The organism is Streptomyces sp. NPDC057474, from assembly GCF_042802555.1.
Lineage (GTDB): Bacteria > Actinomycetota > Actinomycetes > Streptomycetales > Streptomycetaceae > Streptomyces.
In genome coordinates, this window is sequence record NZ_JBHVDX010000027.1 from 24351 (window position 1) to 50727 (window position 26377).

27 protein-coding genes and 1 pseudogene are annotated in these 26377 nt (G+C 70.3%); 19 read left to right on the top strand and 9 right to left on the bottom strand.

Translation table 11 applies throughout. The features are described 5' to 3' along the window. Positions 1 to 62: 62 nt before the first annotated feature. The 3 genes from ACFU53_RS10720 to ACFU53_RS10730 all read right to left on the bottom strand — a co-directional run bounded on the left by ACFU53_RS10720 (position 63) and on the right by ACFU53_RS10730 (position 1802). On the bottom strand, positions 63 to 332 hold the full coding sequence (locus ACFU53_RS10720; RefSeq protein ID WP_383988875.1) for a hypothetical protein: 270 nt from the start codon (positions 330 to 332) through the stop codon (positions 63 to 65). 5 nt (positions 333 to 337) lie between these two features. After that, positions 338 to 934 (bottom strand): DUF5994 family protein, encoded by a 597-nt coding sequence (locus tag ACFU53_RS10725; RefSeq protein WP_383988878.1) that lies wholly within the window; start codon positions 932 to 934, stop codon positions 338 to 340. A gap of 337 nt (positions 935 to 1271) precedes the next feature. Next, positions 1272 to 1802: a DUF5994 family protein gene (locus ACFU53_RS10730; protein WP_383988881.1), complete on the bottom strand. Its 531-nt coding sequence runs from the start codon at positions 1800 to 1802 to the stop codon at positions 1272 to 1274. 175 nt (positions 1803 to 1977) lie between these two features. Here ACFU53_RS10730 and ACFU53_RS10735 point away from each other — a divergent pair, with 175 nt between their 5' ends. Both ACFU53_RS10735 and ACFU53_RS10740 read left to right on the top strand, forming a co-directional pair. Next, a complete protein-coding gene (locus ACFU53_RS10735) occupies positions 1978 to 2265 on the top strand; it encodes a hypothetical protein (protein WP_383988883.1) in 288 nt (95 codons plus the stop codon). 156 nt (positions 2266 to 2421) lie between these two features. Then, positions 2422 to 2970, top strand: a complete 549-nt coding sequence (locus tag ACFU53_RS10740) for a DUF5994 family protein (protein WP_383988886.1) — start codon at positions 2422 to 2424, stop codon at positions 2968 to 2970. 119 nt (positions 2971 to 3089) lie between these two features. Here ACFU53_RS10740 and ACFU53_RS10745 read toward each other — a convergent pair whose 3' ends face one another. The 5 genes from ACFU53_RS10745 to ACFU53_RS10765 form a co-directional block, all read right to left on the bottom strand. Next, entirely contained in the window at positions 3090 to 3512 is a 423-nt protein-coding gene (locus ACFU53_RS10745; RefSeq protein WP_383988889.1) for a hypothetical protein, read from the bottom strand. An 8-nt stretch (positions 3513 to 3520) separates the two neighbouring features. Further along, on the bottom strand, positions 3521 to 3781 hold the full coding sequence (locus tag ACFU53_RS10750) for a hypothetical protein (RefSeq protein WP_383988892.1): 261 nt from the start codon (positions 3779 to 3781) through the stop codon (positions 3521 to 3523). Positions 3782 to 3819: 38 nt separating this feature from the next. Continuing rightward, positions 3820 to 4842: a GTPase family protein gene (locus ACFU53_RS10755; protein ID WP_383988895.1), complete on the bottom strand. Its 1023-nt coding sequence runs from the start codon at positions 4840 to 4842 to the stop codon at positions 3820 to 3822. A gap of 333 nt (positions 4843 to 5175) precedes the next feature. Continuing rightward, positions 5176 to 5886, bottom strand: coding sequence for a hypothetical protein (locus ACFU53_RS10760; protein WP_383988898.1), 711 nt, complete (start codon positions 5884 to 5886; stop codon positions 5176 to 5178). A 12-nt stretch (positions 5887 to 5898) separates the two neighbouring features. Beyond that, positions 5899 to 6525 carry a hypothetical protein gene (locus tag ACFU53_RS10765; RefSeq protein WP_383988901.1) on the bottom strand — a complete coding sequence of 209 codons (627 nt, stop codon included), beginning with the start codon at positions 6523 to 6525 and terminating at the stop codon, positions 5899 to 5901. 148 nt (positions 6526 to 6673) lie between these two features. Here ACFU53_RS10765 and ACFU53_RS10770 point away from each other — a divergent pair, with 148 nt between their 5' ends. Both ACFU53_RS10770 and ACFU53_RS10775 read left to right on the top strand, forming a co-directional pair. Beyond that, positions 6674 to 8557 carry a hypothetical protein gene (locus tag ACFU53_RS10770; protein ID WP_383988904.1) on the top strand — a complete coding sequence of 628 codons (1884 nt, stop codon included), beginning with the start codon at positions 6674 to 6676 and terminating at the stop codon, positions 8555 to 8557. A gap of 35 nt (positions 8558 to 8592) precedes the next feature. Next, a complete protein-coding gene (locus tag ACFU53_RS10775; protein ID WP_383988907.1) occupies positions 8593 to 9030 on the top strand; it encodes a hypothetical protein in 438 nt (145 codons plus the stop codon). Between the two features lie 595 nt (positions 9031 to 9625). Here the strand turns inward: ACFU53_RS10775 and ACFU53_RS10780 are convergent. Beyond that, positions 9626 to 10291, bottom strand: a pseudogene (locus ACFU53_RS10780) (ATP-binding protein); the annotation flags it as partial. Positions 10292 to 10745: 454 nt separating this feature from the next. Here ACFU53_RS10780 and ACFU53_RS10785 point away from each other — a divergent pair. From ACFU53_RS10785 to ACFU53_RS10855, 15 genes are all read left to right on the top strand, one after another. Then, positions 10746 to 11495: a BTAD domain-containing putative transcriptional regulator gene (locus tag ACFU53_RS10785; protein ID WP_383988910.1), complete on the top strand. Its 750-nt coding sequence runs from the start codon at positions 10746 to 10748 to the stop codon at positions 11493 to 11495. Positions 11496 to 11567: 72 nt separating this feature from the next. After that, positions 11568 to 13118, top strand: a complete 1551-nt coding sequence (locus ACFU53_RS10790) for a phage tail sheath family protein (RefSeq protein ID WP_383988913.1) — start codon at positions 11568 to 11570, stop codon at positions 13116 to 13118. 12 nt (positions 13119 to 13130) lie between these two features. Next, positions 13131 to 13652 (top strand): phage tail protein, encoded by a 522-nt coding sequence (locus ACFU53_RS10795; protein ID WP_383988916.1) that lies wholly within the window; start codon positions 13131 to 13133, stop codon positions 13650 to 13652. Positions 13653 to 13660: 8 nt separating this feature from the next. Then, the gene (locus ACFU53_RS10800) at positions 13661 to 14419 is read left to right on the top strand and encodes a hypothetical protein (RefSeq protein WP_383988917.1); all 759 of its coding nucleotides are present in this window, start codon (positions 13661 to 13663) and stop codon (positions 14417 to 14419) included. Beyond that, positions 14416 to 15273, top strand: a complete 858-nt coding sequence (locus tag ACFU53_RS10805; RefSeq protein ID WP_383988920.1) for a hypothetical protein — start codon at positions 14416 to 14418, stop codon at positions 15271 to 15273. The genes ACFU53_RS10800 and ACFU53_RS10805 overlap by 4 nt, the downstream gene beginning before the upstream one ends. Continuing rightward, the gene (locus ACFU53_RS10810; RefSeq protein WP_383988923.1) at positions 15270 to 15533 is read left to right on the top strand and encodes a hypothetical protein; all 264 of its coding nucleotides are present in this window, start codon (positions 15270 to 15272) and stop codon (positions 15531 to 15533) included. Before ACFU53_RS10805 ends, ACFU53_RS10810 begins: the two co-directional genes overlap by 4 nt. Beyond that, positions 15530 to 16165, top strand: coding sequence for a hypothetical protein (locus ACFU53_RS10815; RefSeq protein ID WP_383988925.1), 636 nt, complete (start codon positions 15530 to 15532; stop codon positions 16163 to 16165). Before ACFU53_RS10810 ends, ACFU53_RS10815 begins: the two co-directional genes overlap by 4 nt. Beyond that, entirely contained in the window at positions 16166 to 16546 is a 381-nt protein-coding gene (locus tag ACFU53_RS10820) for a LysM domain-containing protein (RefSeq protein ID WP_383988928.1), read from the top strand. Continuing rightward, complete coding sequence (locus ACFU53_RS10825; protein WP_383988931.1) at positions 16539 to 17666, top strand: hypothetical protein; 1128 nt, start codon at positions 16539 to 16541, stop codon at positions 17664 to 17666. Before ACFU53_RS10820 ends, ACFU53_RS10825 begins: the two co-directional genes overlap by 8 nt. Continuing rightward, on the top strand, positions 17663 to 18190 hold the full coding sequence (locus tag ACFU53_RS10830) for a phage baseplate assembly protein V (RefSeq protein WP_383988934.1): 528 nt from the start codon (positions 17663 to 17665) through the stop codon (positions 18188 to 18190). Before ACFU53_RS10825 ends, ACFU53_RS10830 begins: the two co-directional genes overlap by 4 nt. A gap of 2 nt (positions 18191 to 18192) precedes the next feature. Next, on the top strand, positions 18193 to 18510 hold the full coding sequence (locus ACFU53_RS10835; protein ID WP_383988937.1) for a hypothetical protein: 318 nt from the start codon (positions 18193 to 18195) through the stop codon (positions 18508 to 18510). 10 nt (positions 18511 to 18520) lie between these two features. Next, positions 18521 to 18886 (top strand): GPW/gp25 family protein, encoded by a 366-nt coding sequence (locus ACFU53_RS10840; protein WP_383988940.1) that lies wholly within the window; start codon positions 18521 to 18523, stop codon positions 18884 to 18886. After that, positions 18883 to 21621 carry a putative baseplate assembly protein gene (locus ACFU53_RS10845; RefSeq protein ID WP_383988943.1) on the top strand — a complete coding sequence of 913 codons (2739 nt, stop codon included), beginning with the start codon at positions 18883 to 18885 and terminating at the stop codon, positions 21619 to 21621. Before ACFU53_RS10840 ends, ACFU53_RS10845 begins: the two co-directional genes overlap by 4 nt. Continuing rightward, on the top strand, positions 21618 to 24194 hold the full coding sequence (locus tag ACFU53_RS10850) for a baseplate J/gp47 family protein (RefSeq protein WP_383988946.1): 2577 nt from the start codon (positions 21618 to 21620) through the stop codon (positions 24192 to 24194). Before ACFU53_RS10845 ends, ACFU53_RS10850 begins: the two co-directional genes overlap by 4 nt. Then, positions 24191 to 26368 carry a hypothetical protein gene (locus tag ACFU53_RS10855; protein WP_383988949.1) on the top strand — a complete coding sequence of 726 codons (2178 nt, stop codon included), beginning with the start codon at positions 24191 to 24193 and terminating at the stop codon, positions 26366 to 26368. Before ACFU53_RS10850 ends, ACFU53_RS10855 begins: the two co-directional genes overlap by 4 nt. Positions 26369 to 26377: the final 9 nt, after the last annotated feature.

The window sequence follows — 26377 nt, forward strand, 5'->3', positions numbered from 1 at the left end:
CGGTCCGTTCGGTTCGGCCCGTTCGGTGACAGGCCGGAAAGGCCTGGCGGAACGATGGGGGCTCACTCCGGCCCCCTATGGGTGCGGCGCCGGAGGCGGAGCCGCCCGCGTCCGCCGTCGCGGTGGTCGCGGCGGCGGCCGGTGCCGGTCGTCCGCGCCCGGCCGCGGGCCTTCGGCGGAGCCGACGGAGTGGGTCCTGCGACAGGCATCCCGGAGTGGCCGTAGTGGAAAACGGCGATGCGGTCGCTGTGCTGTGAGTTGAGCAGGTGGATGAGGAGCACCCCGAAGGCGATCACCGCGATGATCACGATCACAGTCACGAACGTCTCCACGTTCCTCACCTTCCCCTCGGCTGATGCGGCATCGCGGCGGTCACGGTCGGGATCCGCGGACGTACGACCGGATCGCGGGCCTCGTGTCCTCCTTCGGAGTCCCAGACCGCTTCCACGGCCCGGTCGGCCTCGTGCACCGTCCTCAGGCGCCCCGCCTCCTCCATCAACCGGCTCGCGGTCGATGTGCCCAGAGGGTCGCACGCGGCGGCCATCAGCCAGGCGGCCGAGACGGCAGGTGTCTGCGGCGGGACCACCAGGAGGTTCCAGCGGCCCGTGCGGTACGAGAGCAGCAGCAGTTCGTGCGGGTCCTGCTCGGGCAAGAACCAGCCCACCTTCACCACGTGCCCGGCGACGGCCACGTGGCGCGGAACGACCGGCCAGTGGACGGGATTCACCGTGACCCGGGTGATCCGCCCCCACAGCGGGTCCAGTACGGCGGTCAGGGTGGGGAGTTGCGCCCCGAGATCACGGGAGCGGGGCCACCATGCGCCGTCCAGCCGGGCCGGTGCCGGACCGACGGGAGCCAGCGTCAGGCGGAGAGAGGGCGAGGAGGACCGGTCATCGGCTTCGGCTGTCGGCGGGAGGGGAATGGTCGCGGTCATCACGCGAACCCTGCCCCGGGCCGGCCACGACCGGCCCGGCATATTCAATCGCCGAAAACGACACAAGCCTGGAAGCCGGTGCGCGAAGTGTCCTCGGTAACTCGAGCGTACTCCTCGGACAGGCCCGATGGACCGTCCCGCCAACAGAGGAACGGTGTCATGCCCCTCCTGGAACCGTCGTCCCTGGGGCAACAATCAAGGCATTTGAGCCAGGCACACGAGCCCCAAAGGGCTCTCGCCTCCCTCCTTCCCCGGTAGTTTCGACACCACGGCCGACCCGGCGCCGGCGATGATCCGGCCCGAGGACCGCCACGGGTGACCGGCGACGCTTCCCGCGCTACTCACTGCGGGCCCGCGGGTCTTCCGTGGCGCTCGCTCGGGTCCGTTCGCTGGGGTCCGTTCGCTCGGTGCCGGTGTCGATGAGGATCTGTTCGGCCCGCCTCCCGCTGCCGGCGCGGACTGCCTCGGCCATGGCGGCTCGCGCGGCGTCGGGTGTCGCGTGCGGCGGGATCACGAGGAGGGAGAAGAGATCCTGCTCGCCCCGGGTGATGAGGACGGTGTCGTCGCCGACCGGGAAGGAATCGATGCGGACGACGCGGTCGTCGATGGTCATCCGCGTCGGCAGCTCTTTCCAGGCGCCGGTGTCCAGGCCGACACGTGTGATGGGGCCGAGGTACTCGGTCAGTGCGGTGATCAGGCTGGGGAGTTCGGCGGCGATGTCGCGGGAACGAGGCCACCACACCCCGTCGAGCACGCTCTGCCGGTCATGTGTCGTCTCCAGTCGTACGACAGCCGTCCCGGGCCGCACGTATGGGTGGACGGCGTCCGGCAAGATCCTGGTCACACGCGGGGAGTCGGAGTCGACCATCGCACTCGCCTGCCTGCCGGAAATGAGGAGACCGAGTGGGTTCCTCGTTCTCACGGTACTCCCCGGCCGACAGCGGCAGGGAAGCCCGCCGGTCACCCGCGGGGGCTCGGGGCTGCCGCAGTAGAGTGAGAGATCCGGCCCGTCTCATACGGGGACATCGAACTCCGAGGTCGCGATGCAGTCCATGGAAACACCCTCGGACGGGCACGCCGAGGTCCGCGTCGTCGCCGCCTCGCCCGAGGTCGCCCGTCGGATCGCGGAGGTTCTCCGCCGTTGCTTCGACGCCACCGAGCAGCGCAGCTATCCCGCGGGCCCCGACGGTGGAACTCGCCTCGACCTCACCGTGGACACCACCCACGCGGCAGAACCCGCCCGGTCGTGGCTGGAGACCAGCCGATCCGCGGAGGACAGCCGATCCGCGGAGAACGGCCGGTCCGCGGAGAACGGCCGACGGCGGAAGTGAGACGGCGTCCGGGAACGGTCCGCCCGGCCCCTTCGGGGAGTAGCGTGAACCCACCGGGAGCACTTCGCACACCGACTTCGATGCCGGTGTCGTTCCGGGTGAGCGACGGCACTGGACGGCTGCCTTTGCGCGGGCGTCCAGAGACGGGTTTGCGCGATGTCCGCGACCACCTCTCATCTCCCTCTACGGCCTGTTCCCCTCAGAGCCCCGTCCGCGCGCCTCTCGCTGAAATCCGAGGGACCTTTCGCAGGGCCCGCCGAGTTGGACGGCGCCTGGTGGCCCCGTTCACGTGACCTGCCGAGCGAGCTCTCCGCCCTGGCGGACATGCTGGATCCGCTGTGGGGACGGATCACCCGTATCGCGGTCAACCCCCGCCACTGGCCGATCCTCCCGCGCAGGATCTTCGTCAACGGCCATGTGGTGAAGGCCGGTTGGTTCACCTCGGAGCTGGATCCGCACGTGATCCTGCTGCTGTCCTACACCGCGGGGCCCTGGGGCCTCCTCGTGATTCCCCCGGAGACCGGCGCCCCCTCGGCCGCCCGGCTGATGGACGCCGCGAGTGCGGACACCGGCCCGCCGATGACCGCGACCGCGCTCATGACGGCGGAACGGGCCCGCACCGGAAGCCCGAAGGCCGGAAAGGACGGGAGCGGCAGTGCTCTTTCGTCGCACGGCCGCGATCAGTGGCGCGCCGTGGGAATGTGACCGCCCATGGTCATTGCCCTGGCCGACAGTGGGCTGCTGGTCCCGACCGTGGCGGCCATGCGCCTGGTCCGCCGGTTCGACGCACCGCGCGCGGAAAGCTCACTGCTGGGTTTATCGAGCTACTGGTCGAAACCCAGGCTCCGCAGCAGGCTGCCCACGAATCGCCCCGCAGCACCCCCCAGGGAGGCTGCCAGGTTCTGCGTGAAATTGCTCAGCCAGGACCGAAACGACGCATCGCCGGATCGGCGTATTTCCAGCAGATCCTCCGCCTGACGCCGGAGTGCTTCAAGGAGCATCGCAGCGACGCGAATGATCTCCTCGAGTGCCGATTTCACCTCGGAGGACTCAAATTGGCGCCCGCAGGCGCAGTAAAAGTTGGTTTTCCATACGCTCCAGATCACCTGGCATCCCGTGCAGCGCACCATGGACGTGTCCGGGGCGACGTCCAGGTCCCCGCCGACGGAACACTTCCGGTGGCGACTGGTGGACCAGGACCGGTTGCAGTCAGGACACTCGGGAAAAGGAAATTCCACCCAGGCCATCACAGCCCCTACTCCGGCCCGAGACGCTTGACCTTGCGGGCTCTTTCCTTCTCTCTTTTATACGCGTTGCGAAAGCTTTCCTTCGCGTTGAGTGCGATGGTTCTGACGTCTTCGAGAAAGGCCTCGACCTTGGCCAGCGATATTCCTAGGGACTCGGCCACTCGGCGTGCCGCCGAGTCCAGCCACTGTCGGAAGGAGACGTCGGAAAGGCGGACAATGTCGGTGAGGTTTTCGTCATTCTCCTTCAGAGTCGCTCTCAGGCGTTCCATGATGTCATCGAAGCTCCCGACGTCACCCGGCTCCGCGGTCACGAGACACCGCCCCCGCCCGTGCGCTTGATGAAATCGAGCAGTCGTGTACGGCTGGCGGTCACGCCCCGCAGTTCGGCCTCGGACAGTCCCTCGATCACCTTTTCCAGTCGTGTGAGGTCGCCGCTGTCCTGTCGGCCCGGCGCGGACCCGGCGGGCACGGCGTGCAGGTCCGAGAGGGCGCTGGTCGGCGGTTGTTCCGGAGGCGGTTGCCTGACTTCGGCCAGGATGCTGGCCTTTGCCGCCTTGAGCAGCTTGCGGTCCACGAGCTGCGTGAAGTCCGCCAGGTGCATCCGCTGCTCCAGTACCCACCGGCGCTCCTCGGGTACCGCGTGCATCATCTCCCTGAACAGCCCCGTGAGGTTGAAGCGCATCAGGGCGGAGTACGAGACCGCCTTGCCTTTCCAACCGGGTATCGCTGCCCGGATCTTGTCGGAGAAGTCGGCTTCCCGCTCGCGCAATGCCTCGTACTGGGCTGCAGACGGCAGATTGGCCCGGGGATTCCAGTCTCGGGGATGCATCTCATCGGCTTTGTTCAGACCGAAGACCAGCCGGTTGATCAAACCGGCGTGGTTGCCGAAAAGGTCGGCCAGTGCGTACTGGATGAGCTGGACCATGCGATCGTCTACCGCGTGAACCCAGACGATCGCGTCGGCCAGTGGCAGCACTCGAAGGTACAGATCCCGATACGCCTTGTAATTGCTCAGGTCGTCACCTAGACCCGGCATGTCGACGACGATCAGTTCCCCTTGGCTCGCCTGGAGCGGCACGGGGATTGCATAGGCGTGGTCGGTGGTGGCCCGCGTGTGGCCGATCTTCTGTCCGGCGTTGAATAGAGCGTTGATGGTGGTCGACTTCCCGACGCCGGTCTCACCGATCAGTACGAGGGTGGGAGGCGGTTCGTTCTCGTGCGCCTCCGATACGCCCCGGGCGATCCTTTCGCGGTCCTCCCTGGACAAATCGCTGGATCGTTCGACGGCTTGCTTCAGTTGCCGTATGAAGTCGTGCGCAATGCTCGCCACTCATGCCCCCCCTGTGCGGTTTCGGCCATCCTGCCACCCCTCCCCGGGGATTCGCAGGAAAACTCCGATTCTTGCGAAAATCACTGCTCAAGAAGCGAGAGCTACGGTTTATCCATGATCCATCCCGGTGCGGCCAGTGAACCGAAAGAGCGTTCGGCAATTACTCTTCAAAGCCCGCGGGCCGGACGCCGATTGGTCCTACACGCAGAAGCCGAGGGCATGGCTGGTGGTGGTCATGCGTGCGACGCCGAATCCGGTCCGTCCCCGAAGGAAAAGTGGCAGCCACGCCTGGAAGAGACGCCCTTTGTCAGAGAGACGCCGGGACCTGCGGGGTCACGACAGTTCCTCCCGGAGCCGCCGAAAGTCCTCCGCTATCGCGTCATCCTCACTGCGCCGGGACAGATCCCGGATCCTCAGCTCCTCGTGGTCCAGGGCTACCTCGTACTCGGCGTCGGCCCGGGCCTCAGCGTCTTGCACATGCTCGGTCAGGGGCCCCCATACCGTGCTGCCCATGATATGGAGCCGGTCGGCAAGGCCGGCCAGCGCATGCTTGGTCTCGGCGGCGCGGAAATGCCGTTCGAGGGAGTCCAGGGTTCGTTGCAGATCTGCGCGTGATTCCTGCAGGAGAGCCTCAAAGGACCGACACACCCGAATGACATCTTCCGCTTCCTCCACCCCGACCTTCCACGCCGCCATGTCCATGCGCAGACGCCGGGCTTTACGCAAGGCGTCACGAACCCCCTGCGGCAGGTCGGCCACGTCCCCGCTCGTTCTGGCAAAGGGCGCCACGAGGTGCAACAGTTCCCGCTCGGACGCCGACGCGCCGGCGATGCGCCTGCTGAGGCGGTTACGCTCGAAGGTGGCCTCTACGAGACTCCCCTTCAGCTCACGGTCCATTTCGTCCAGTTGAGCGATCACCCCCTGCGCCTGCGACGCGCTGTCTGGATCCCCATGGCTCACTGCCTGGACGAAATGCACCAGACGCTCGACAACCCCCAACACCTCACTCACACGCGCCGGGAGATCTCGCTGCTCCTCCGTCATCCACCTCGCCCCTCAGAACTGCTGGTTGTCGTCCTGGGAAATCTGGCGTATCGCATCGGCCAACGCGTGCAGATCCTGTTCCACCACCATCACACCGCGGCCGTTCGCACGGTGCTCCACTACGGCGACACCCAGACTGTGATGCAAAGAGGCTGCCGCTGAACAGATCAGGTCCAGTTGTCTGGTCTGTGCTTCGATTCGCCCCCGGATCACCGGGTCCACCTTCTTCCACTCGTGTCCGAAGAGCCGTACGAGCGAGACTTGTTTGACCGCTATCGCGCTGAGCTCCACGATTGCGGCCTCTACCGTGGCCCGCACTCGGTCCGTGATGTCCTTGTGCACACCCGCCGCCTCCGCCACACCGGCGCCGTCGGTCAGTGCGGCCAGCCATTGGGCGGTGTGAAGCAACGGAGTGCGCACCGGCCAGGCGGGCAGATGCCCGACGACTTCGTGCACCCTCTGTGGGTCGCCCTGCCGCGTCGTCCGCGCAAGTTCGGTACCGACCTGAGCGGGATCGCTGAGCTGTGCCACCCGAGCGGCTTCCGACTCGGCTGCCTCCCTGTCCCGCTTCTTCTTCTGGGCATCGCTGACGATCGCCCAGATACAGAAGACGACGAAGCCGAAGACCAGCAATTCCACGGACACCCCCGAAATCCCGGACCGGCGCGGCGGCCCCCGTCATCGTGGCATCGAGAAGCATTGCGCACCACGCGTGTTCGCCACCTCGTCGCGTGAATGCGCCCGTGCGCCCTCCCCACGCGCCCTGCCGCGATGGGACGCTCGGTCGATGCACACCAGTCGCCATTGCTCGATGGACAGCGGTGCGTGGACGGATCTCATCAGCAACGCAACAATGCTCACCACAGAGGAGCGGGACGACCCTCGGCCCTGGCTGGGCGAACTGCCCGGCGGGGCCCGCCATGTGGCGGCCTACGTCCACGAGTCGACTCACCACTGGTGCTTCAACTCCATCGTGGGCAACGCCCTTTTCGCCCTTGCGGCCCGGGCGGAAAGCAATGCTCAGGCGTACCTGCTGCGCCGCGCCGCCACACCGGAGCGGGATCAATCCCCGGAACTCGACGCAGTAGGAGAGGCGTTGGGCGCGGTGGTCGAGGAACAGGGAGGGCTGGGATGCAACGGTGCCCCGCTGACAGACGAGGAGAGGGATGTCGACCCCTGGCTGGTCCTCGACGACGTCGTACGGCTCCAAGTCACCGTCCGGCTACTGAGGCCGCTCGCCGAGGGGCTGGCCCTCTTCGCGGAGCACGACGCTGTTCCCCGGGTGAACAGTCGGGTCGGCAGCCACCTCGCCAAGGATCTGGCCTTCTACTTCGAGGGCGTGACCGGACTGATCTCCGGGAACGTAGTCATCGAGCCGTTCGCCACGCTCGCGGCAGCTGGCGGTGTCCTTCGTGACAGCAGGCTCAGTGCGGACGGGCTGGCGTCCAAGGCCAGTCTCCTGGCACAACCGCTGAGTTCGGGTGCTCAGGGATATCTACCCGGCTATCTCACGATCAAGAGCATCTGGTGGCAGCTGAGCAGACAGGACGCCCGGCTCGCCACCGAGACCGATCTCGTGCTCACCTATCTGCGCAGCTACTTCTATGAGGACCCCGGCCTCGTGGCCCTGCTACTCGCACCGCCCGAACCCGATCCGGTCGTGAGCGCCAACCGTATCGCGGACCACCTGGCGCGCAGGCTCGCCGACATCGAGCGGGTGACCGCTGACGACGTGACGGCGTTCGAGGACTCGGTCCTGCAGTATGTGCAGAGCGGGACACGGCTGCCGACCAAGGGCATCCTCGCCGACGCCGGCCGCGACCGTGCGATCCCACTCTTCATCGCGACCGTGCGCGCCTTGGACGAGGGCCCACGGCGAGAGCTGCTGGGGGAGAGCATCACGCGCGCCACGCAGCGTCTGCTGCTGCGTGTCTGGGACCGAAGGTCCCACCTCACCGTCTCCTCCGTTCCAGTGACCCTGCGCGTCCTCGGGTGGGGCGTGGGCGCAGAGGTCGTGTGGCGGGAGGAACTCCTGTTCCACGCGGATGCCTCTGACCTGACGCCGCACGCCGCACCCGGCACGTACGAGGCGCGCTTGGAGGTCATCCTCACCACAGCCATGGCGGGTCAGGATCTGATGTGCCGGGGCGCGTTCGTCACCGCCCAGGGCCGTCTGCTCTCCTGCACCATGAACCGGCATGCGTCCGACGAGCTACGCCAGAAGATGCTCGATCTCCATCAGGAACGTGAGGCACTCGTGGACGCCGGGAAGCGGCTTTCGGCCTTCACAGACGCCGTGGTCGACCACACCGCAGGATTGAGTGCGCTGTTGAGCCACATCATGCGACACACCGTCGCGGTCACAGACTCCCTGTACCGCGAAACGGCCCTATGGCCGGCCCGTGACTCGGCAGTGCGGGAGGGCTGCGCGCGGCTGATGGCGGAGGAAGGCCTGTTCCCCCTGCTCGGCTCGCCCAGACTACTCACCTCGCTGGCCCTCCTCGGCCTCTCGACCGGCCTCTACACCGACCGTGCGCGGGTCACCGAGGAGTTCACCGCCAGGGGACTCGACCTGAAATGGACACTCGAGCAACTGGACGCCGTCTGGGACACACACGGTTATCCGCCTCCGGTGCCCCGAACTGCTGCTCGGTTGCTCTGCCCCCTCTGACAGCGCCCGCCAGGGAATTTACAGAAAGGCCGCGAATGACGCCTACCGATTCCTCGCATGACGGCCGACCCCCAGCCGAGGGCCCGGCCGTGGAGATCGAGGGACTCTGGCTCGTCGAGTTTCTCGAACTGTCCGACGCGCTGCCGCCCGACACCATCCGGAAGCAGCCGCACCACGCGGACGACGGTCGCACGCACGGAGACCTGGGCACCGTCGTCGCGGTAGTCACCCTCACAAGTGCCGTGCTCCAATCCCTCACCGCATGGCTCCAAGCGCGCCAGACACGACAGAGCCCAGAGCAGCAGACAGCCCCACCGAGCCAGGGCTACGCACTCGAACGCCGACCTGACGGCACGATCATCCTCAGCCTGCCCCGGCTCGACGGCACGGGCGGACCGCCCTCAAGCATTCCTTTCGAAGAACTCCGAGCGCAGTTGGAGCGGTTCCTGGAAGATCTGGGGGACATTCCCTAAAGCGTGTTCACAAGGCTGAGTAAGGGCAGGCCAGAGCAGGTGAGTAGGGTTGTCTGTTCATGCGGCGAGGGCAACGTTGTGCATGGGGCCGACGGCCTGGACCGCGTGAGAAGATCGTCGCCGCGCTGGCGGCACTCACGGAGGATCTCGTGGTTCTTCATTCGGCCGATGACGCGTTCCGCCCGGGCACGGACCTTGCGATGGGTGGCGTTGTCGTCCTCCTCAGCCTGGAGGAGGGACAACAAGGGGCCGCAAGGGCCCGACGCGCCGGCAGTAGGTGAGCCGCGAAGGTGGTCACTCCATGTCGTCGCGCCAGAGAGTGCCTCATCATCAGGCTCCGCTCGTGAACGGCCGGGCAGACCACGACGACTCCCGGCCGATCATGCCAACCGAACCGTGAGGACGAGAGGACGGTGTGCCCCGTAGGGCCGTTTCCTCTTCGGGCCGTTTCCTTGACCCCCAGGCCATCGCCAGGACGCACTCTCAGCGGTCTCCCGCTACCACTCACCTCAAGATCCTCTATCGGCACGCAGGCCGCCAACCCCTGGCCGGCGTCGAGGATCGAGCGGCACGAGGAAATCCCCGGCAGAGTCGCTCACCCGAGATCCAGTCCCATCGATTGCTGTAGATACGCGTCGAGGTTGGCCGATGGGCTTACGGGGAGGGTCTGTTGCGCCCAGATGGTTTTGCCCTGGGTGGCTTGGCGGGTGCCCCGGGCGGTTGTGATCTGGGCAACCAGAAGAGGCCGCGGCCGCCTTCGTCTTAAGTGCGGGCGCGGCGCATGTGGGGGGCGTGCCACTGGCGTCGGAGACCTCGCAGATGAAGTTCTGGTCGTGAATCAGACGCAGGCGTATGGGTGGCTCTGCGTAGCGGATGGCGTTGGTGACGAGTTCACTGACGACCAGTTCGGTGACGAAGCCGGCGTCGTCCAGTCCCCAGGTCTGCAGTTGGGCGGTGGCCTGCTTGCGGGCCCGGGCGACGGCGATCGGGTCGGCGGGTACGTGCCAGGTGGCGACCTGGTCGGTGTCCAGTGCCCTGGTGCGGGCGAGGAGCAGGGCGATGTTGTCGGAGGGCCAGCCGGGCAGCAGGGCGGCAAGAACGGCGTCGCACAGGTCGTCCAGGGGGCGGAGGATTGGGCGAGGGTCTGGCAGAGCAGGGACAGGCTGGTGTCGATGTTCTGCTCGCTGGATTCGATCAGTCCGACGGTGTAGAGGGCCAGCAGGCTGCCCTCGGGCAGTTCGATGTCGGTGGCTTCGACGGGCGCTTCCTCTTCATCGGCGTCGGTGAGGCGACGGTACGGATCCTGCCGTTGTCGACCCAGAGCGCCGTTGACCACGTGTGCCGGGCAACCGGGAATTCACTGACGCCCAAGCTCTGGCACACGTACATCCCACAACGGGACTACGACCCGCCGTGCCCCGGACGAAACTGAGCCCCCGCGGTAAGCCAGTCCCACCCGGCGGCAAGGGAGGGGAGGCCCTTGTCTGACGGGTCGCCCCGGGTCAGTTCGGGGGACGTCAACCAGGCCCACCGAAGTTCTTCACTCGGTACGTCGACATGCAGACAAGGGGTCCTGAACGCCCGAGGGCGCGCCATGCCCGCATGTGTCCGTGCCCGGCGACTTCTGCCAGGCCGCCATACCCGATCGTCGCCATCACCTCTGGGCTACCTTCTGCGATCGGACCACTCGCTCGTCACTCTGCGCAAGGAAGTCCATGTCCGTACCAAGCGGGGCCGCCACGTCCGAAGTCGCAGTCCGGCTGCTGGACGGGTTCGCTGTGCAGCGCGGCGACCGTGCCGTCGCGCTGCCGCCGAGCGGGCAGCGGCTCGTCGCCTATCTCGCCCTGAGGACCGGCGCCAATCGGTCGGCGGCCGCGGCCGCTCTGTGGCCGGAGGCCCCAGAAGGGAAGTCGCAGGCCAGTCTGCGGACCGCCGTGTGGCGGGTGAACCGGGCCGTTCCCGGCCTGGTGGTCGCCCAGGGAATGCGGGTCGGCCTGGCACAGGACACGGTCGTCGACAACCGGGAGTTCACCGATCGCATCAGGCGCATGCTGCGACCGCCCGCCACCCCCCAGCCGCCACCCGCGGACGACGACGGATACGCCTGGCTGCTCAGCGGGGACCTGCTGCCGGGGTGGTACGACGACTGGGTACTGCTCGAACAGGAGCGCACACGCCAGCTCCGGCTGCACGCCTTGGAGGCGGGGGCCCACCAGATGGCCGCGCAGGGCCGCCACGCGGGGGCCCTGGAACTGGCCTTCGAAGCCGTACGCCTCGAACCTCTCCGGGAGAGCGCCACCAGAGCGGTCATCGCCGTGCACCTTTCCGAGGGAAACGCCGTCGACGCCGTCCGGCACTACGAATGGTTCCGCAGACTGCTCGCCGACGAGCTGGGACTGCCGCCCTCCGCCCAGCTGACCGCGCTCGCCCGCGGTGGCATCCCGGCCCCGCGGCACCACCCGTGATGAACCAGTGACGCCGTGGTGACAGCGACGGGTAAGCCTTGGGCAACAGATGACCTGGCGGAGGGAAAGCAGATGCCGGTGCAATTGTCCTACCCCGGCGTGTACGTGGAAGAGCTGTCGAGCGGCGTGCGCACGATCACCGGTGTCCCCACCTCGGTCACCGCCTTCGTCGGCCGTGCCCTGCGCGGCCCGCTCCACAAGCCCGTGACCCTGAACTCGTACGCCGATTTCGAGCGTGCCTTCGGCGGTCTCTGGCAGGAGAGCCATCTCGGCTACTCCGTGCGCGACTTCTTCCAGCAGGGCGGCGGCACCGCCCTCGTCGTACGGGTCCACGCCGACGCCGCCAACGACACCGCCACCCTCGCGCTCGGCGCGGACGACCGCCGGCTGGGGCTCGAAGCGGCCTCGCCCGGCGCGTGGGGCTCGAAGCTGAAGGCGCTGGTCGACAACGACGTCCGACTCAACGCCGACGGGACGAAGGACCCGACGCTGTTCAACCTGACGGTCACCGACACGGCGACCGGGACGGTGGAGATCTTCCGCAACGTCTCCTTCGCCACGGGCGCCGCCCGCCGCGTCGACATCGTCCTCGCGGCGGAATCCACGCTGGTCCGGGTCGATGGGACGCTCCCCACCCAGCCGCAGTCCTCCTTCCCGATGGAGGACAACACTCCCGCCGGGGGCAACGACGGCGCGCCGACGACCACCGCGGCGGACATCACCACCGGCGCCAACTTCCAGAAGGACAAGAAGGGCCTCTACGCCCTGGACCACGCCGACCTGTTCAACCTGCTCGTCATCCCGCCCTACACGGGCACCGGCGACGTGGGCGAGCGCGATGTCGAGCCCGCGGTCGTCACGGAGGCCATCCGGTACGCCACGGATCGGCGTGCCGTCGTGATCCTCGACCCGCCCCAGTCGTGGACGACGGTGGAAGAGGCGGAGGACGACGCGGGCTCCACGTTCACCAGCAGCAAGAACGCCGCCGTCTATTTCCCCCGCGTGCGGCAGCCGGATCCGCTCCGCGACAACCAGGTCATGCGCTTCGCCCCGTCCGGAGCGGTCGCCGGGGTCATCTCCCGGACCGACGCGAACCGGGGGGTGTGGAAGGCCCCGGCGGGTCTCGACGCCACCCTGGCGGGTGTCACCGAGCTGGCGCTGCCGCTGACCGACGGCGAGATCGGGCAGCTCAACCCGGTCGCGGTGAACTGCCTCCGGGTGGCACCCGGCGCGGGGCACGTGGTCTGGGGCGCCCGCACGCGCAACGGCGCGGACCGGATCGCCTCGGAGTGGAAGTACCTCCCGGTGCGCCGCACCGCCCTGTTCATCGAGGAGAGCCTCTTCCGGGGCATCCAGTGGGCGGTGTTCGAACCGAACGACGAGCCGCTGTGGGCCCAACTCCGCTTGAACATCGGAGCGTTCCTCAACAACCTCTTCCGGCAGGGAGCGTTCCAGGGCAAGACCCAGCGGGACGCGTACTTCGTGAAGTGCGACGCGACGACGACCACGCAGACCGACATCAACCTCGGCGTCGTCAACATCCACGTCGGTTTCGCGCCCCTCAAGCCCGCTGAGTTCGTCGTCCTCCGGCTGCAGCAGATCGCCGGCCAGATCCCCGCCTAGGAGCCGACCCCCATGGCACAGTTCAGCGTCAACGCCCAACGCTTCGACCCGTACAAGAACTTCAAGTTCCGGCTGAGGTGGGACGGCCGCTATGTCGCCGGGGTGAGCAAGGTGAGCGCCCTCAAGCGCACCACCGAGGTCGTCGAGCACCGCGACGGCGCCGACCCGTCCACCGCGCGCAAGTCGCCGGGCCGCACGAAGTACGAGGCGATCACTCTCACCCGCGGTGTCACCCACGACGTCGAGTTCGAGCAGTGGGCCAACAAGGTATGGAACTTCGGCTCGGGGCTCGGCGCGGAGGTCTCCCTCAAGGACTTCCGCAAGGACCTGATCATCGAGCTGTACAACGAGGCGGGGCAGCTGGTGCTCGCCTACAAGGTGTTCCGTGCCTGGGTCTCCGAGTTCCAGTCCCTGCCCGAACTCGACGCCAACGCCAACGCCGTGGCCATCCAGACCCTGAAGCTCGAGAACGAGGGCTGGGAGCGCGACCTCGACGTGGTCGAACCGCAAGAGCCGTCCTTCGTCGAACCGTAGGAGTGGACGTGCGCGTACTGTCGGCGGGAGAGGTGCTGCGGCTGTGGGACGAGTGCCGGGACGCGTCCCCGGACGGGCGTGCCCTCGCCCTGGCGGCCGCAGTGGACGGGGGCACCGGATTCGCCGGGCTCGCCGACCGGCCCGTCGGCCGGGTCACGGCGCTGCTGCTGCGGCTGCGGACCGCGCTGTCCGGCCCGGAGATGTCCGCCACGGTCACCTGCCCCGATTGCGGCCAGGCGGTGGAGTTCCAAACGGCGACCGGACCGCTGCTGGCCCTGGAGGACAAGGTCGTCGACTCCCCGCAGCCCCTGCTGCACGGCGGGTACGAGGTGACCTGGCGCTGTCCTTCGTACGGGGATCTGCTTGCGGTCGCCGAGCAGTCCGGCGCGGAGGACCCGGACCGGGGCGCCGCTCTGTTGCTCGACCGGTGCGTGCAGCGCGTACGCCATGAGGAGGGCACGGCTCCGGTGGCGGCCGCCGATCTGCCTGTAGCGGTGTGCGAGGCGCTGTCCGATGCGATGTCCGCCGCGGACCCGCTGGCCGATGTGCTCGTCGACCTCCGCTGTCCCGACTGCGGGGTGCAGTTCACGGCCTGCTTCGACGCTGCCGCGTTCGTATGGGCCGAGGTCGAGTCCCGGGCGCGGCACCTGCTGCTCGACGTCGACGCGCTGGCCCGTTCGTACGGCTGGTCCGAACGCGACGTCCTGGCGTTGAGCGAGCCACGGCGAGCCGCCTATCTCCGCATCGTCACGGGGGAACTGCCATGACCGATCTGCTGCGCAGGCTCGCCGCCCGCGCGACCGGACACACCCGCCACCCGTCCACGAGGCCGCTGCTTCCGCCCCGTCTCGCGATGGAGCGGCTCCCCGTGGATCGCCCCGGTCCGTCCGCCGACGAGGACGCGCACGAGGCGGTACGGGTCGACGGTGCGGCCTTGCCTGAGGAGGGCCGGGCCCACGACCGCGAGACCGGAAAGAGCGGACGGGAGGAGAGGGCCGTGACCGTGGCGCCCGTAACCCCGGCGTCGGCGCCTGTCCTGCGGCCCGCGCCGGCCCCGACTGCCGCGCCCGCCCCGCCACCGACCGCCGACCGGGCCGTCGTGCGGGAGGTACGGCCCGACATCGACCCGTCGTTCGAGCGGAGCACCACACGACACCCCGGCACTCCCGCCGCCGTTCCCCTCGTGGCCGCCCCCGCCCCGCTCATGGGCGGGCCGGACGCGCGGCCCTCCGCAGGGCCGGTCGGAGGCACGCCGTCGGCGCCCGTGGAGCCCCGCCCCCGCCCGGACCGCCGGCGGGTGCCGCCCCGGCGCGAGACCGCGCAGCCGACGACCCGGCGCCGGGAGCCGCTTCAGGTGCCCGTCGTGGTCCCCCTGCCGGGCCCCGCGCCGGTGCCCCTCAACCTTGTCTCCCGGGCCGTCGAGTCCTCGGTCGTCGCCGTCGCGGAGGACGCCGGTCCGGTCGTCACCATCAGCATCGGCAGGGTCGAGATTCGCGCGGTACCCCCGGCCGGACCGGCGTCCGGTGCGCGCGAGCCCGCCGGTTCCTCCGGGGCGGGGGCGGCCGAGGCTCGGACGCTCTCCCTCGGGGAGTTCCTCCGTGGTACGGGGGGTGCGCGATGACCGGCGGCCGGCTGCGGGTGCGGATCGTCGTGGACGAGCTCGTCCTGCGGGGCCTGACGCCGGGACAGGCCGCGTCCGTGGTGGCCGGGCTGGAGCGGACCCTGGGCGTCCTGGCCGCCGGTGCCGATCCTGCCGGTTTCACCGGCGGCGCCGTTCCCGTGGTGCGCCCCCGTACCTCCCGTACACCGGCGCCGAGTGCCACCGCACTGGGAGCGCAGGCCGCCCGGGCCGTCTGGTCGGCCGTGGGAGGTGTCCGGTGATCTCACCCCGTGTCGTCAAGGGCGGCATCGTCGAGATCGATGTCATCTCGGGCCGCGCCCTGCGGACGATCGCGCTCCAGTACAACCCGGACGCCCTCACCCGTACGGTCGCCGTGCAGGCAGCGGGCGGTGACATCGGGCAGGCGCTGCGGCTGAAGGGTGTCGCCGTCGAGACGCTGCGGCTCGAGGCCGAGATCGACGCGACGGACCGGCTGGAGTTCCCCGCCGAGAACGCCGCCACGGTGGAGTTCGGCATCCATCCGCAGCTCGCCGCCCTGGAGCTGCTCGTCAACCCCAGGGCGAGGGCGCTGGTGGACAACGACGCGCTGGCCGCCAGGGGCGTGCTGGAGGTCCTGCCGATGGAAACCCCGCTGACGCTGTTCGTGTGGAGCAGACAGCGTGTCGTCCCCGTCCGCCTCACCGAGCTGTCGATCGCCGAGGAGGCCTTCGACACCTCGCTCAACCCGATCCGGGCCAAGGTCACCCTCGGCATGCGTGTGCTGTCCGTCGACGACGTCGGCTTCGGCCACCGTGGCGGCGCGCTGTTCATGGGCCATCTCCGCAACAAGGAGGCCCTGGCCGCACGGGCTGGTTCGGCGGCCCTGTCCGCGCTCGGACTGGAGGTGATCTGAGTGCCCGACCCGCTGCAGGCACTCCTCGCGGCCGGGGCCGTGCCCACGGTCTCCCTGCCGCCGACCAGCCGTTACGCCGCCGTCGGCGTCACGGCCCACGTCCGCCCACCCAGCCCCGGCGAGGAACCCGCGCCCCCCGTCCCGTACTTCCGGCGCAGGCTCTGCCCGCCCGTGGAACGCTTCGCGCTGCTGCACGAGTACGCGACCGTGGAGGGCGACCGCCGGGACCTGGTCGCCTCGAGCCTGCTGGGCGACGCGGAGCTCTGGTGGCGGCTGGCCGACGCCAACGGGGTGATCGACCCGGCGCGGATGACGCTGCCGCCGGGACGCCGACTGCGGATCACGCTGCCCGAGGCCGTGCCCGGAGCCGACGATGCGTGACCTGCCTCCCGGCCCGGTCCGGCTCCAGCTCTTCCTCGGCCCCGCCGTGCCCGTGGCCGCGCCGAAGTTCGTCCTCGACTCCCTGACCGGCCTCAAGGTGGAGTCCGGCTCGGGTGACGCGCAGAGCGGGTTCGAGCTGACCTTCTCGATCCCGAAGGACTCCCCTGTCCAGGCGTTCTTCCCCATCTCCGTACCGGTGTTCCGCTGTGTCGTCGCGGTCACGGTCCGGGGCGTCACCGAAGTCCTCGTCGACGGGGTGATCACCCACCAGGACATGACCGCCGCCGGTCCGACGTCCGTGCTGCACGTGAAGGGCAAGGACCTCACGTACGTCATGGACCTGGTGCCCTTCGACGGACTGCCCTTTCCGGCGATGTCGCCGGCGGTGCGCGCTCTCACGCTGCTGTCGAAGTACGTGGCGCTGGGCTGCGCGCCCGTCGTGATCCCGAGCCTGCTGGAGGACGTTCCGATCCCCGTCGACCAGATCCCCACCCAGCAGGGCACCGACTACGCCTATCTCACGGCCCTCGCCAAGGAGGTCGGCCATGTGTTCTACATCGATCCCGGTCCGGTGCCAGGGGTGAGCAAGGCGTACTGGGGGCCGGAGGTCCGCCTCGGAGCGCCTCAGCCCGCGCTGAACATCGGTCTCGACGGCGCCCACGACAACGTCGCGACCCTCAACTTCACCTTCGACAAGGAGAAGAGGGAACTACCCATCGTCGCGATCCAGGAACGTGTGAGCAAGGCACCGGTGAACCTGCCCATCCCCGACATCGCCCCGATCAGGCCGCCGCTGGGCCTTGTGCCGCCCCTCCCGCCGAAGCTGCACCACATGAACGACACCGCCAAACTCAGCCCGCTCGCCGCCGTCATGAAGGGCATCGCGTACGCAGCCCAGCACTCGGACGCCGTGTTCGCCACCGGCACGCTCGACGTCGCGAAGTACGGCCATGTGCTGCGCTCCCGCAGGCTGGTGGGCGTACGGGGCGCAGGCATGGCCTTCGACGGCCTCTACTACGTCACCCGCGTCACGCACGACATCAAGCGCGGCGCGTACACGCAGGCGTTCTCCCTCGCCCGCAACGGTGTCGTCTCGACCGTCCCGGCGGTGCCGGTATGACCAAGACGCAGACCACGACCGTCACCGGCTACCTCGGCAAGTACCGCGGCACGGTCGTCAACAACGTCGACCCGCTGCGGCTGGGCCGGATCCAGGCCATGGTGCCCGACGTGTCGCCCAGCGTGTCCTCGTGGGCCCTGCCTTGTCTGCCGCTCGCCGGCATCAACACGGGCGTCTTCACCGTGCCCCCGGTCGGCTCCGGCGTGTGGATCGAGTACGAGCAGGGCGACGCCGACAACCCCGTGTGGGTCGGGGGCTACTGGGGCAGCCCGGCCGAAGTCCCCCTGCTGTCCCACACGGTGCCGCCCGGGGTCGGCGGCATCACCCTGCAGACCACGCTGAAGAACGGCCTCGTGATCAGCGACGCGCCGGGACCCACGGGAGGCATCCTGATCACCACCGCGACCGGCGCGATGATCTCGGTCAGCGACGTCGGCATCGTCATCAGCAACGGCAAGGGCGCGACGATCTCGATGACCGGACCGACCACGGACATCAACCTCGGCGCGCTGACGGTGATGTGACGATGCCCGGACCGATCCTCCACCTGGGCGCCACCGTGCTGTGCGCCCACGCCGGGCAGGCCACGCCCACCGCGCCCTTCCCTCGTGTGACGGTGCTCGGGCAGCCCGTCGTCACCCTCTCCACGCCCTACGTCGTCGCCGCCTGCGGGCTCACCGGCACCCCCACCCCGCCGTGCGTCACCGCCCAGTGGGTCGTCGGCGCCGTGCGGGTGCTCGCCGGCGGACAGCCCGTCGCGCTGCAGTCCGGCACGTCGGTGTGCACGCCGACCGGTACCCCGCTCACCCCCCTGACCGCCCAGACCCGGGCGATCGCCTCATGAGGGAGCCGGCATGACCATCGATCACCCCTACGACATCGACGGCAGTGGCCGCACGGCGACGACCGACCCGGACGAGCACGTACGCGACATGATCGAGCAGCTGCTGCTCACCGCGCCCGGGGAGCGCGTGATGCGCCCCGACTTCGGCGCCGGACTCCTCCAGTTGGTGTTCGAACCGGGCGGCCCCGAGGCGGCGGCCACCACCCAGTACCTCGTCCAGAGCGCGCTCGAGCGGCACCTCGGCCACGTCCTGACCGCCGACCTGGTCGAGGTGGAGGCGGTCGACTCGGCCCTCCTGATCACCGTCGCGTACGTGGTACTGCGCACCCGCACCCGACATGTCGCCTCCTTCCGCACGCCCGGCGGCCGCCCATGACCCGCTTCCCCTGCGCCAAGCCGCGACGCCTGCTCGCCCTCCAGCAGGCCGGTCCACTCAGCTCCCTCAACGGCATCGAGTACGTCGAGGTCCTCGACACCGCCGCGCCCTCCCAGGAACTGCGCCAGCGCGTGCTGCACGTCCGGCTGGTACGGCCCGTTCCCGCCGGGCTCGACGGGGACAACGTCGTCGTCGACGGCGGCGAACGCATCCCCGCCGTGGATGTGGAGTGGGCCGCGCGGGGCGACAGCCCGCAGGTGCCGCCCGAACTGATCGACGGGGTCGACGAACCCGACCATGTGCTCGTCGTCCGCACCGCGGACCGCGGGGACTTCTCCACGTACCGGCTGCGTTTCGTCATCGGCCCGGAGTCGGACCTCCCGCCGGCCGGCTTCGACCCGCTGCTCTCCGAGGCCGAGTTTGCGTTCAAGGTGGAGTGCCCGAGCGACTTCGACTGCGCCCGCGACGACGAGTGCCCTCCGGAGCCGCCGAGCATCCCCGCGATCGACTACCTCGCCAAGGACTACCAGGGCTTCCGCCGACTGATGCTGGACCGGATGTCGCTGCTCGCGCCCACCTGGACCGAACGCAACCCGGCCGATGTCGGAACGGCACTCGTGGAACTCATGGCGTACGCGGCCGACGAACTGTCGTACCGGCAGGACGCCGTGGCCACCGAGGCGTACCTGGGCACCGCCCGCAGCCGGATCTCCCTGCGCCGGCACGCCAGGCTCGTCGACTACCGGGTGCACGAGGGGTGCAACGCCCGTGTCTGGGTGCAGATCGACGTCGACGGGGAGAACGCCCTGACGCTGCCGGCGGGCACCCCTCTGCTGACCACCGTGCCGGGCGTGGCAGCCCGGCTGGCGCCGGACTCCCAGGGCCACCGTGCGGCGATGGCGGCGAAACCCGTCGTCTTCGAGACCGTGCAGTCCGCGATCCTGCACCGCGACCTGACCGAGATGCGCTTCCACACCTGGGGAGACCTCGGCTGTTGCCTGCCCAAGGGGGCGACATCGGCGACCCTGCGCGGCGACCACCCGCAGCTGCGGGCCGGTGACGTCCTCGTGCTGGCCGAGACCGTCTCCCCCACCACGGGCGATCCCGTCGACGCCGACCCGACGCGGCGCTGGGCCGTCCGTCTCGTCGATGTCCGCAGCTCCGAGGACCCGGCCGGGGGCCTCTTCGAGCCTCACCCGACGGCGAACCCGCTTCCGGTGACCGAGATCGCCTGGCACGAGGAGGACGCCCTGCCGTTCCCGCTGTGTCTCGGCGTCACCGAGGGCGCCTTGGAGACCGCGCGGGCCTGGGGCAACATCGTCCTCGCGGACCACGGGCAGGCCGTCCCCGACAAGCGGAAGGACCCCGAGCCGCTCGGTAAAGTTTCCCCGCCCCACCTGGACAGCGTCGGCCGGCCGGGCACCGGCACCCCGGCCGGCCCCGTACCGGCGCGCTACCGCCCCACGCTCGCCCAAGGGCCGCTGACGCACGCCGTCGCGCACCCCGCGGCCGTCGTCTTCCGGCAGGCCGCGACCCCGGCCCTGCTCGCCGAACTCACCTCGCTCACCTACGACGAGGAGCTGCGGGCCATGCTCGGGGCCCACGGACGGCAGCTGGTCGGCGCGACCGTCACCGTCCGGGGCGCCGACCCCGTGTGGTCGGTCAGCGACGGCACGACCGTGCTGCGTATCGTCCTCGCCGACGGCGAACTGCTGGTGTCGGAAAAGTCGCCGCCCGCGTCGGCCGTCTCCGCGGCGCGACCCCGGGAGGCACGCCCGGCGATCACCGTCTCCAGCAAGCTGGGCGCGGACGAGAGGGACTGGCAGGTCCGCCCCGATCTGCTCAACAGCCCCGCGTCCGCCGCCGACTTCACCGTCGAGGCCGAGCACGACGGCACGGTACGGCTGCGCTTCGGGGACGACGAGCACGGCAAGCGCCCCCAGCAGGAGACGGAGTTCTTCGCCCGGTACCGCGTGGGCAACGGACGCGCGGGCAATGTGGGCGCCGAGTCGATCGCCCACGCCGTGACGGACGTCGACCTCGTGAAGACCGTGTCCAATCCGCTGCCCGCCGCCGGCGGCACCGACCCCGAGTCCGCCGAGGAGATCCGCCGCGACGCGCCCCAGGCGTTCGCCGTGCAGGAGCGGGCGGTCACCGAGGCCGACTGGACCGAGGTCACCGAGCGGGTCGGCACCGTACATCGCGCGGCGTCCACCTTCCGGTGGACCGGCTCCTGGCACACCGTCTTCGTCACCGCGGACCGGCCGGGCGGCAGGCCCGTCGACGCCGCGTTCGAGCGCGACCTGCGCGTCCGCCTGGAGCGGTATCGGCTGGCCGGGTACGACCTGGAGGTGGACGGTCCGGTGTTCGTACCGCTGGAGATCGGGCTGCGGGTGTGTGTGGAGCGCACCCATCTGCGGTCCGACGTCGGCGCTGCGGTGCTCGCCCGACTCGGCGACTCCACGCTGCCGGGTGGCGGACGTGGACTGTTCCACCCGGACCGCCTCACCTTCGGCCAGCCGTTGCACCTGTCCACGGTCCTCGCCGAGGTCCACGCCGTGCCCGGGGTGGAGTCGGTGGACGTCCACACCTTCCAGCGGCAGCGCAGACCGGAGACCAGCGGTCTGGAAACCGGCGCCCTGGAGATGGGACGGCTGGAGATCGCCCGCCTGGACAACGACCCGAACTTCCCCGAGCGCGGCATGCTCGACCTCACCCTGGGAGGCGGCCGGTGACCGAGACGACCCTCGCGGCGGACGGCGGAACGTGCGGCTGCTGCTCGGGCACCTCCGCGCGCACCTCCGGCACCGTCGGCAACCGGCCCGGACTGCCCGAGATCGCCTACCGCAGCGGTGTCCACGGCGACTTCCGGTCGAGCATGCTGACCGCCCTCTCGGACAAGCACCGGCAGGAACTGTCACGGCTGCTCACCCGGGACTCCGGTGACCCGACGATCGCCCTGATCGACTCATGGGCGGTGGCCTGCGACGTCCTGACCTTCTACAACGAGCGCCTGGCCAACGAGTCGTATCTGCGTACGGCGACGGAGCGGGTCTCGCTTCAGGAGCTCGGCCGGCTCGTCGCGTACCGGCTGGCACCCGGTGTCGCGGCGGAGACCCATCTCGCCTTCTCCCTGGAGAAGCCGCCGGCGATCGCGCTGCCGACGGGACTTGCCCCCGACCCCGGTCTGATCCCCCCGACGCCCCCGGCGGCCGTCGAGCTGCCCCGGGGGCTGAGGGTGCAGAGCGTGCCGGGACCGGGCGAACTGCCGCAGATGTTCGAGACGGTGGAGGAGATCGGCGCGCGCCCCGAGTGGAACGCGCTGCCCGTCACCCGTACCAAGCCCTGTCCCCCGGTCCGGCGCAGGACCGACGCGTGGTTCGCGGGGGGCGCGCTCAACATCCGGCGAGGCGAGGCGATCCTCTTCGCGGGCGAGGACCTGGAGCGCGACAAGTGGGACGTACGCCTGGTGACGGGGGTCGAACCGGAGCCGTCCGAGAACCGCACCCATGTCCATTGGGACCGAGAACTGGGCTCGGACGACCCGCCCAACGACCCGGCGGTCGACCCCGACGCCTTCGTGCTGCGCAGGCGCCTTCCGGTGTTCGGTCACAACGCGCCGGTGTGGCGGGCGATGAACAGCGCGTTCCGCGCCGGGTACGTGTTGGTCCACGGAGGCGGCGTCGGGGATCTGGAGTGGCCGAACTTTCACGCGGTGGCGGCGAGCGACGACGATCTGGTGGTCGTGGACCTCGACGGTTCGCATCCGGACGTCGTGTCCGGTTCGTGGGTCGTGCTGTCGCAGGAGAACGAGGACTTCTACCGCGAGCTGTACAAGGTGGTGGATCACTCGGAGCTGTCCCGCTCGGAGTACGCCGTGTCGGGAACCGTCACCCGGCTGACGCTACGCGGCGAGCAGCAGGCCACCCGGAAGGACCGGGACGACGGGCATTCCTTCGGGACACCGCGGAACGTGACCGTGTTCGCCGTGTCCGAGCCGCTCACGGTCGTCGAGGCACCCGACACCGATCCTTTGAGCGGCCAGGTCTTCCATGTCGACGGTGACGCCACCGCCATGGTCCCCGGACGCCGACTCGTGATGTCCGGGCGGCTCGCCGACGGCACCGGCGATCAGGCCGAGCTCGTCGTTCTCGGCGCCGCCGACGCCTCGGGCGCCCGGAGGACCCGGATCACCCTGGCCGAGCCGCCCCGGTACCGCTACGAACGCGCCACCGCAGTGCTGTTCGGGAACGTCGTGAAGGCCACCCACGGCGAGACGGTGCAGCAGGTCCTCGGCGGTGGTGACGCCCGCCGCGCGTTCCAGACCATGCCGCTGCTGCACGCCCCGCTCACCCACGTCCGCGCGGACACCCCTCAGGGCTTCACCTCCACCCTCACCGTCCGGGTCGACGAGGTCGCCTGGCGCGAACTCCCCACCCTGTACGGGGCGGGGGCCGGGGACCGGGTCTTCACCACGCGCACGGAACCCGACGGGCCCGTCGTGGTGGCCTTCGGGGACGGTGTGCGCGGCGCCCGGCTCCTCTCGGGCTCGCACAACGTCCGCGCCACGTACCGCAAGGGCGCCGGCCTGGCCGGAAACCTGCCCCACGACCGGCTCTCCCAGCTCATGGACCGGCCCCTGGGCGTCAAGGCGGCCACCAACCCGGTCCCGGCAGCCGGCGGCGTCGACCCCGAGGACGAACGGCACGCCCGGGCCTCGATGCCGCTCACCACCCGTACCCTGGGCCGGGCCGTGTCGCTGCGCGACTACGCCGACTTCGCGCTCGCCTTCGCCGGTGTCTCCCTCGCCGAGGCCTACGTACTGCGGCTGCGCACCGGGCCGACGATCGTCGTCAGCGTCTGCGGCCCCGACGGCGGGCCGGCCCCCGCGACGACCGTCGCCCACCTGACGGCGGCCCTGCGCCGGTACGGCGACCCGCGGGCCCGGGTCGAGGTCCTGGCGGCCCGTCAGGCGCGATTCCGTCTCGGGCTCCGGGTGCGGGTGGATCCCGCACACGAGGCGAAGTCCGTGCTCGCCGCCGTCGAGACCGCCCTGCGCACGGCGTACGCGCCGGCCGCCCGCGGACTGGCGGCGCCGGTGCACCGTTCGCGGGTGGTGTCCGTCGCGGCGAGCGTGCCGGGCGTCGTCGCCGTGGACCTGGACCTGCTGTACCGCGGCGACAAGGCGCGGCTCGAGGACCACCTGCCCGCGGCCGGGGCGGCCGTGGGCCCCGACGGCAGACCGCTCGCCGCCGAGCTGCTCGCCCTCGCCGAGGGCCCCTTCGACCGGCTGCAGGAGATGCCATGACCACACCTCGGCCCCAACCCTCCGCGGCGGACCGGCTGTACGCCCTGCTGCCGGCGGTGTACCGGCTGCGCGACGCCGAGCGGGACGGCGTCCTGCGCGAGTTCGTCGAGGTGCTCGCCGGCCGGCTCGAGGTCCTGGAGGAGGACCTGGAGCAGCTGTACGACGACCAGTTCATCGAGACCTGCGCCCCCTGGGTGGCGCCGTACATCGGCGATCTCATCGGCTACCGCATGCTGCACGGGGTGGCGGACAAGGTCCGCTCGCCGCGCGCCGAGGTGGCCCACACGATCGCCTACCGGCGCCGCAAGGGCACGGCCGCCGTCCTTGAGCAGCTCGCCCGTGACGTCACCGGCTGGCCGGCCCGTACCGTCGAGTTCTTCGAGCGCCTGGTCACCACCCAGTACATGAACCACACCCGGCCGCACGCCCGCGCCACGCCGAGCATGCGGGACCGGGAGGCGCTGTCCTGGAGCACCCGCATGAACGGCGCCTTCGACGACCTCGCCCACACCGCCGACGTACGCGCCATCGGCACACCTCCGCCGCGCCGCGCCGGGCGGTACAACATCCCGAACGTCGGTATCTTCCTGTGGCGCACCGAGGCCGTACGCCTCCACCGCACGCCCCTCACCCCCCACGCATCGGGCGACCGGCGCCGCTACCGGTTCGACACCCTGGGCAGCGACTCCCCGCTCTTCGGCATGCCGCGCACCGAGGAGGAGATCACCCACCTCGCCGAGCCCGAGGACGTTCCCCTGCCGCTGGACCGGCGGAGGCTGGGCGACCACCTCGACGCGTGCTACGGCAGCGGTCGCAGTCTGCTGCTCGAGCGGGGTGTGCGCGAAGCGACGGGAGAGTGGCGGTTCACGCCCGTGCCCTCCTCCGAGATCACCGTGTGCGACCTGTCCGACCGGCCCGGTGGCGGGGGCGGCTGGGCGCACGAACCCGCCACGGGCAAGGTGGCGGTCGACCCGGTCCTGGGCCGGGTGTTCTTCGGCACGGCCGTCCCGGCGTCCACCAGGGCGGTCGCCACGCACCACTACGGCCTCGCCGTGCCGGTGGGCGCCCGGGGATCGGCCCGCGACGAGGCGGTGACCCCCCTTCCTCGCCAGGCGGTCGCCGACGGCGAGGCCCCGCAGGCGCTGCTGGACGGGCTCGCCGGCGGAGGGACGCTGCGCATCACCGACTCCGACCGCTACGGCGACCTCCGCACCGTACGCACCACCACGGCCGGGCCCGGCCTGCCGGACACCGAGGTGTGGGTCCACGCGGACGACGGCACCCGCCCCACGCTCGTCGCCCCGGACGGACTGCGCCTCGCGATGGGCGCGCGCACCACGGTCATCCTCGACGGGCTGCTGGTCACCGGGGGCCCCGTCGTCCTGGAGGAGAGCGGCGACGGCGGCGCCCGCACGATCGAGCTGCGCGACTGCACGCTCGTACCGGGCCAGAGCCGGACCGCCGACGGCCTGCCGGCCCACCCCGAGCGCGCGTCCCTGCTCATCCTCGACCCCTTCGCCACGGTGCGGCTGACCCGCTGTGTCCTCGGGCCGATCGTCGCTGTGGAGGGCGCCGACATCACCCTCACCGACTGCGTGGTCGACGCCTCCGACCCCACGGCCGTCGCCTACTGCGGACGGCCCGCGCCCCCCGGAGGCGGACCGCGCACGGTCCCCGACACGGCCGCGCAGGAGACGGGTGACGGCGCCGAGCCGGGCGGGGCCCTCCATCTGGGCGAGTGCACCGTCATCGGCGGCATCCACACGGTCGAGCTCGACGCGTCCAACTCGCTGCTCGTCGCCGAACTCACCCCGGGCGACGCCCGCGAGGCGGCCGTGTGGGCACGGCGCCGGCAGAAGGGCTGCCTGCGCTTCTCGTACGTCCCGGAGGACTCGCGCACCGGCCGCCGCTACCGCTGCCGCCCGGATCCCGCCGACCCGCCCGGCACCCGCCGCGCCACCCGGCCGCGCTTCACCTCCCTCCGCTTCGGCGACCCCGCCTACGCCCAGCTCACCACCGCCACTCCGGACACGATCCGGCGCGGCGCCGACGACGAGAACGAGATGGGCGCGACGCATCTGCTGTTCACCCCGCGACGGGAGAGCGACCTCCTGCTGCGGCTCGACGAGTACCTCCGCTTCGGTCTCGAAGCGGGCTTCTTCTACGCCACCTGAGCAAGGAGG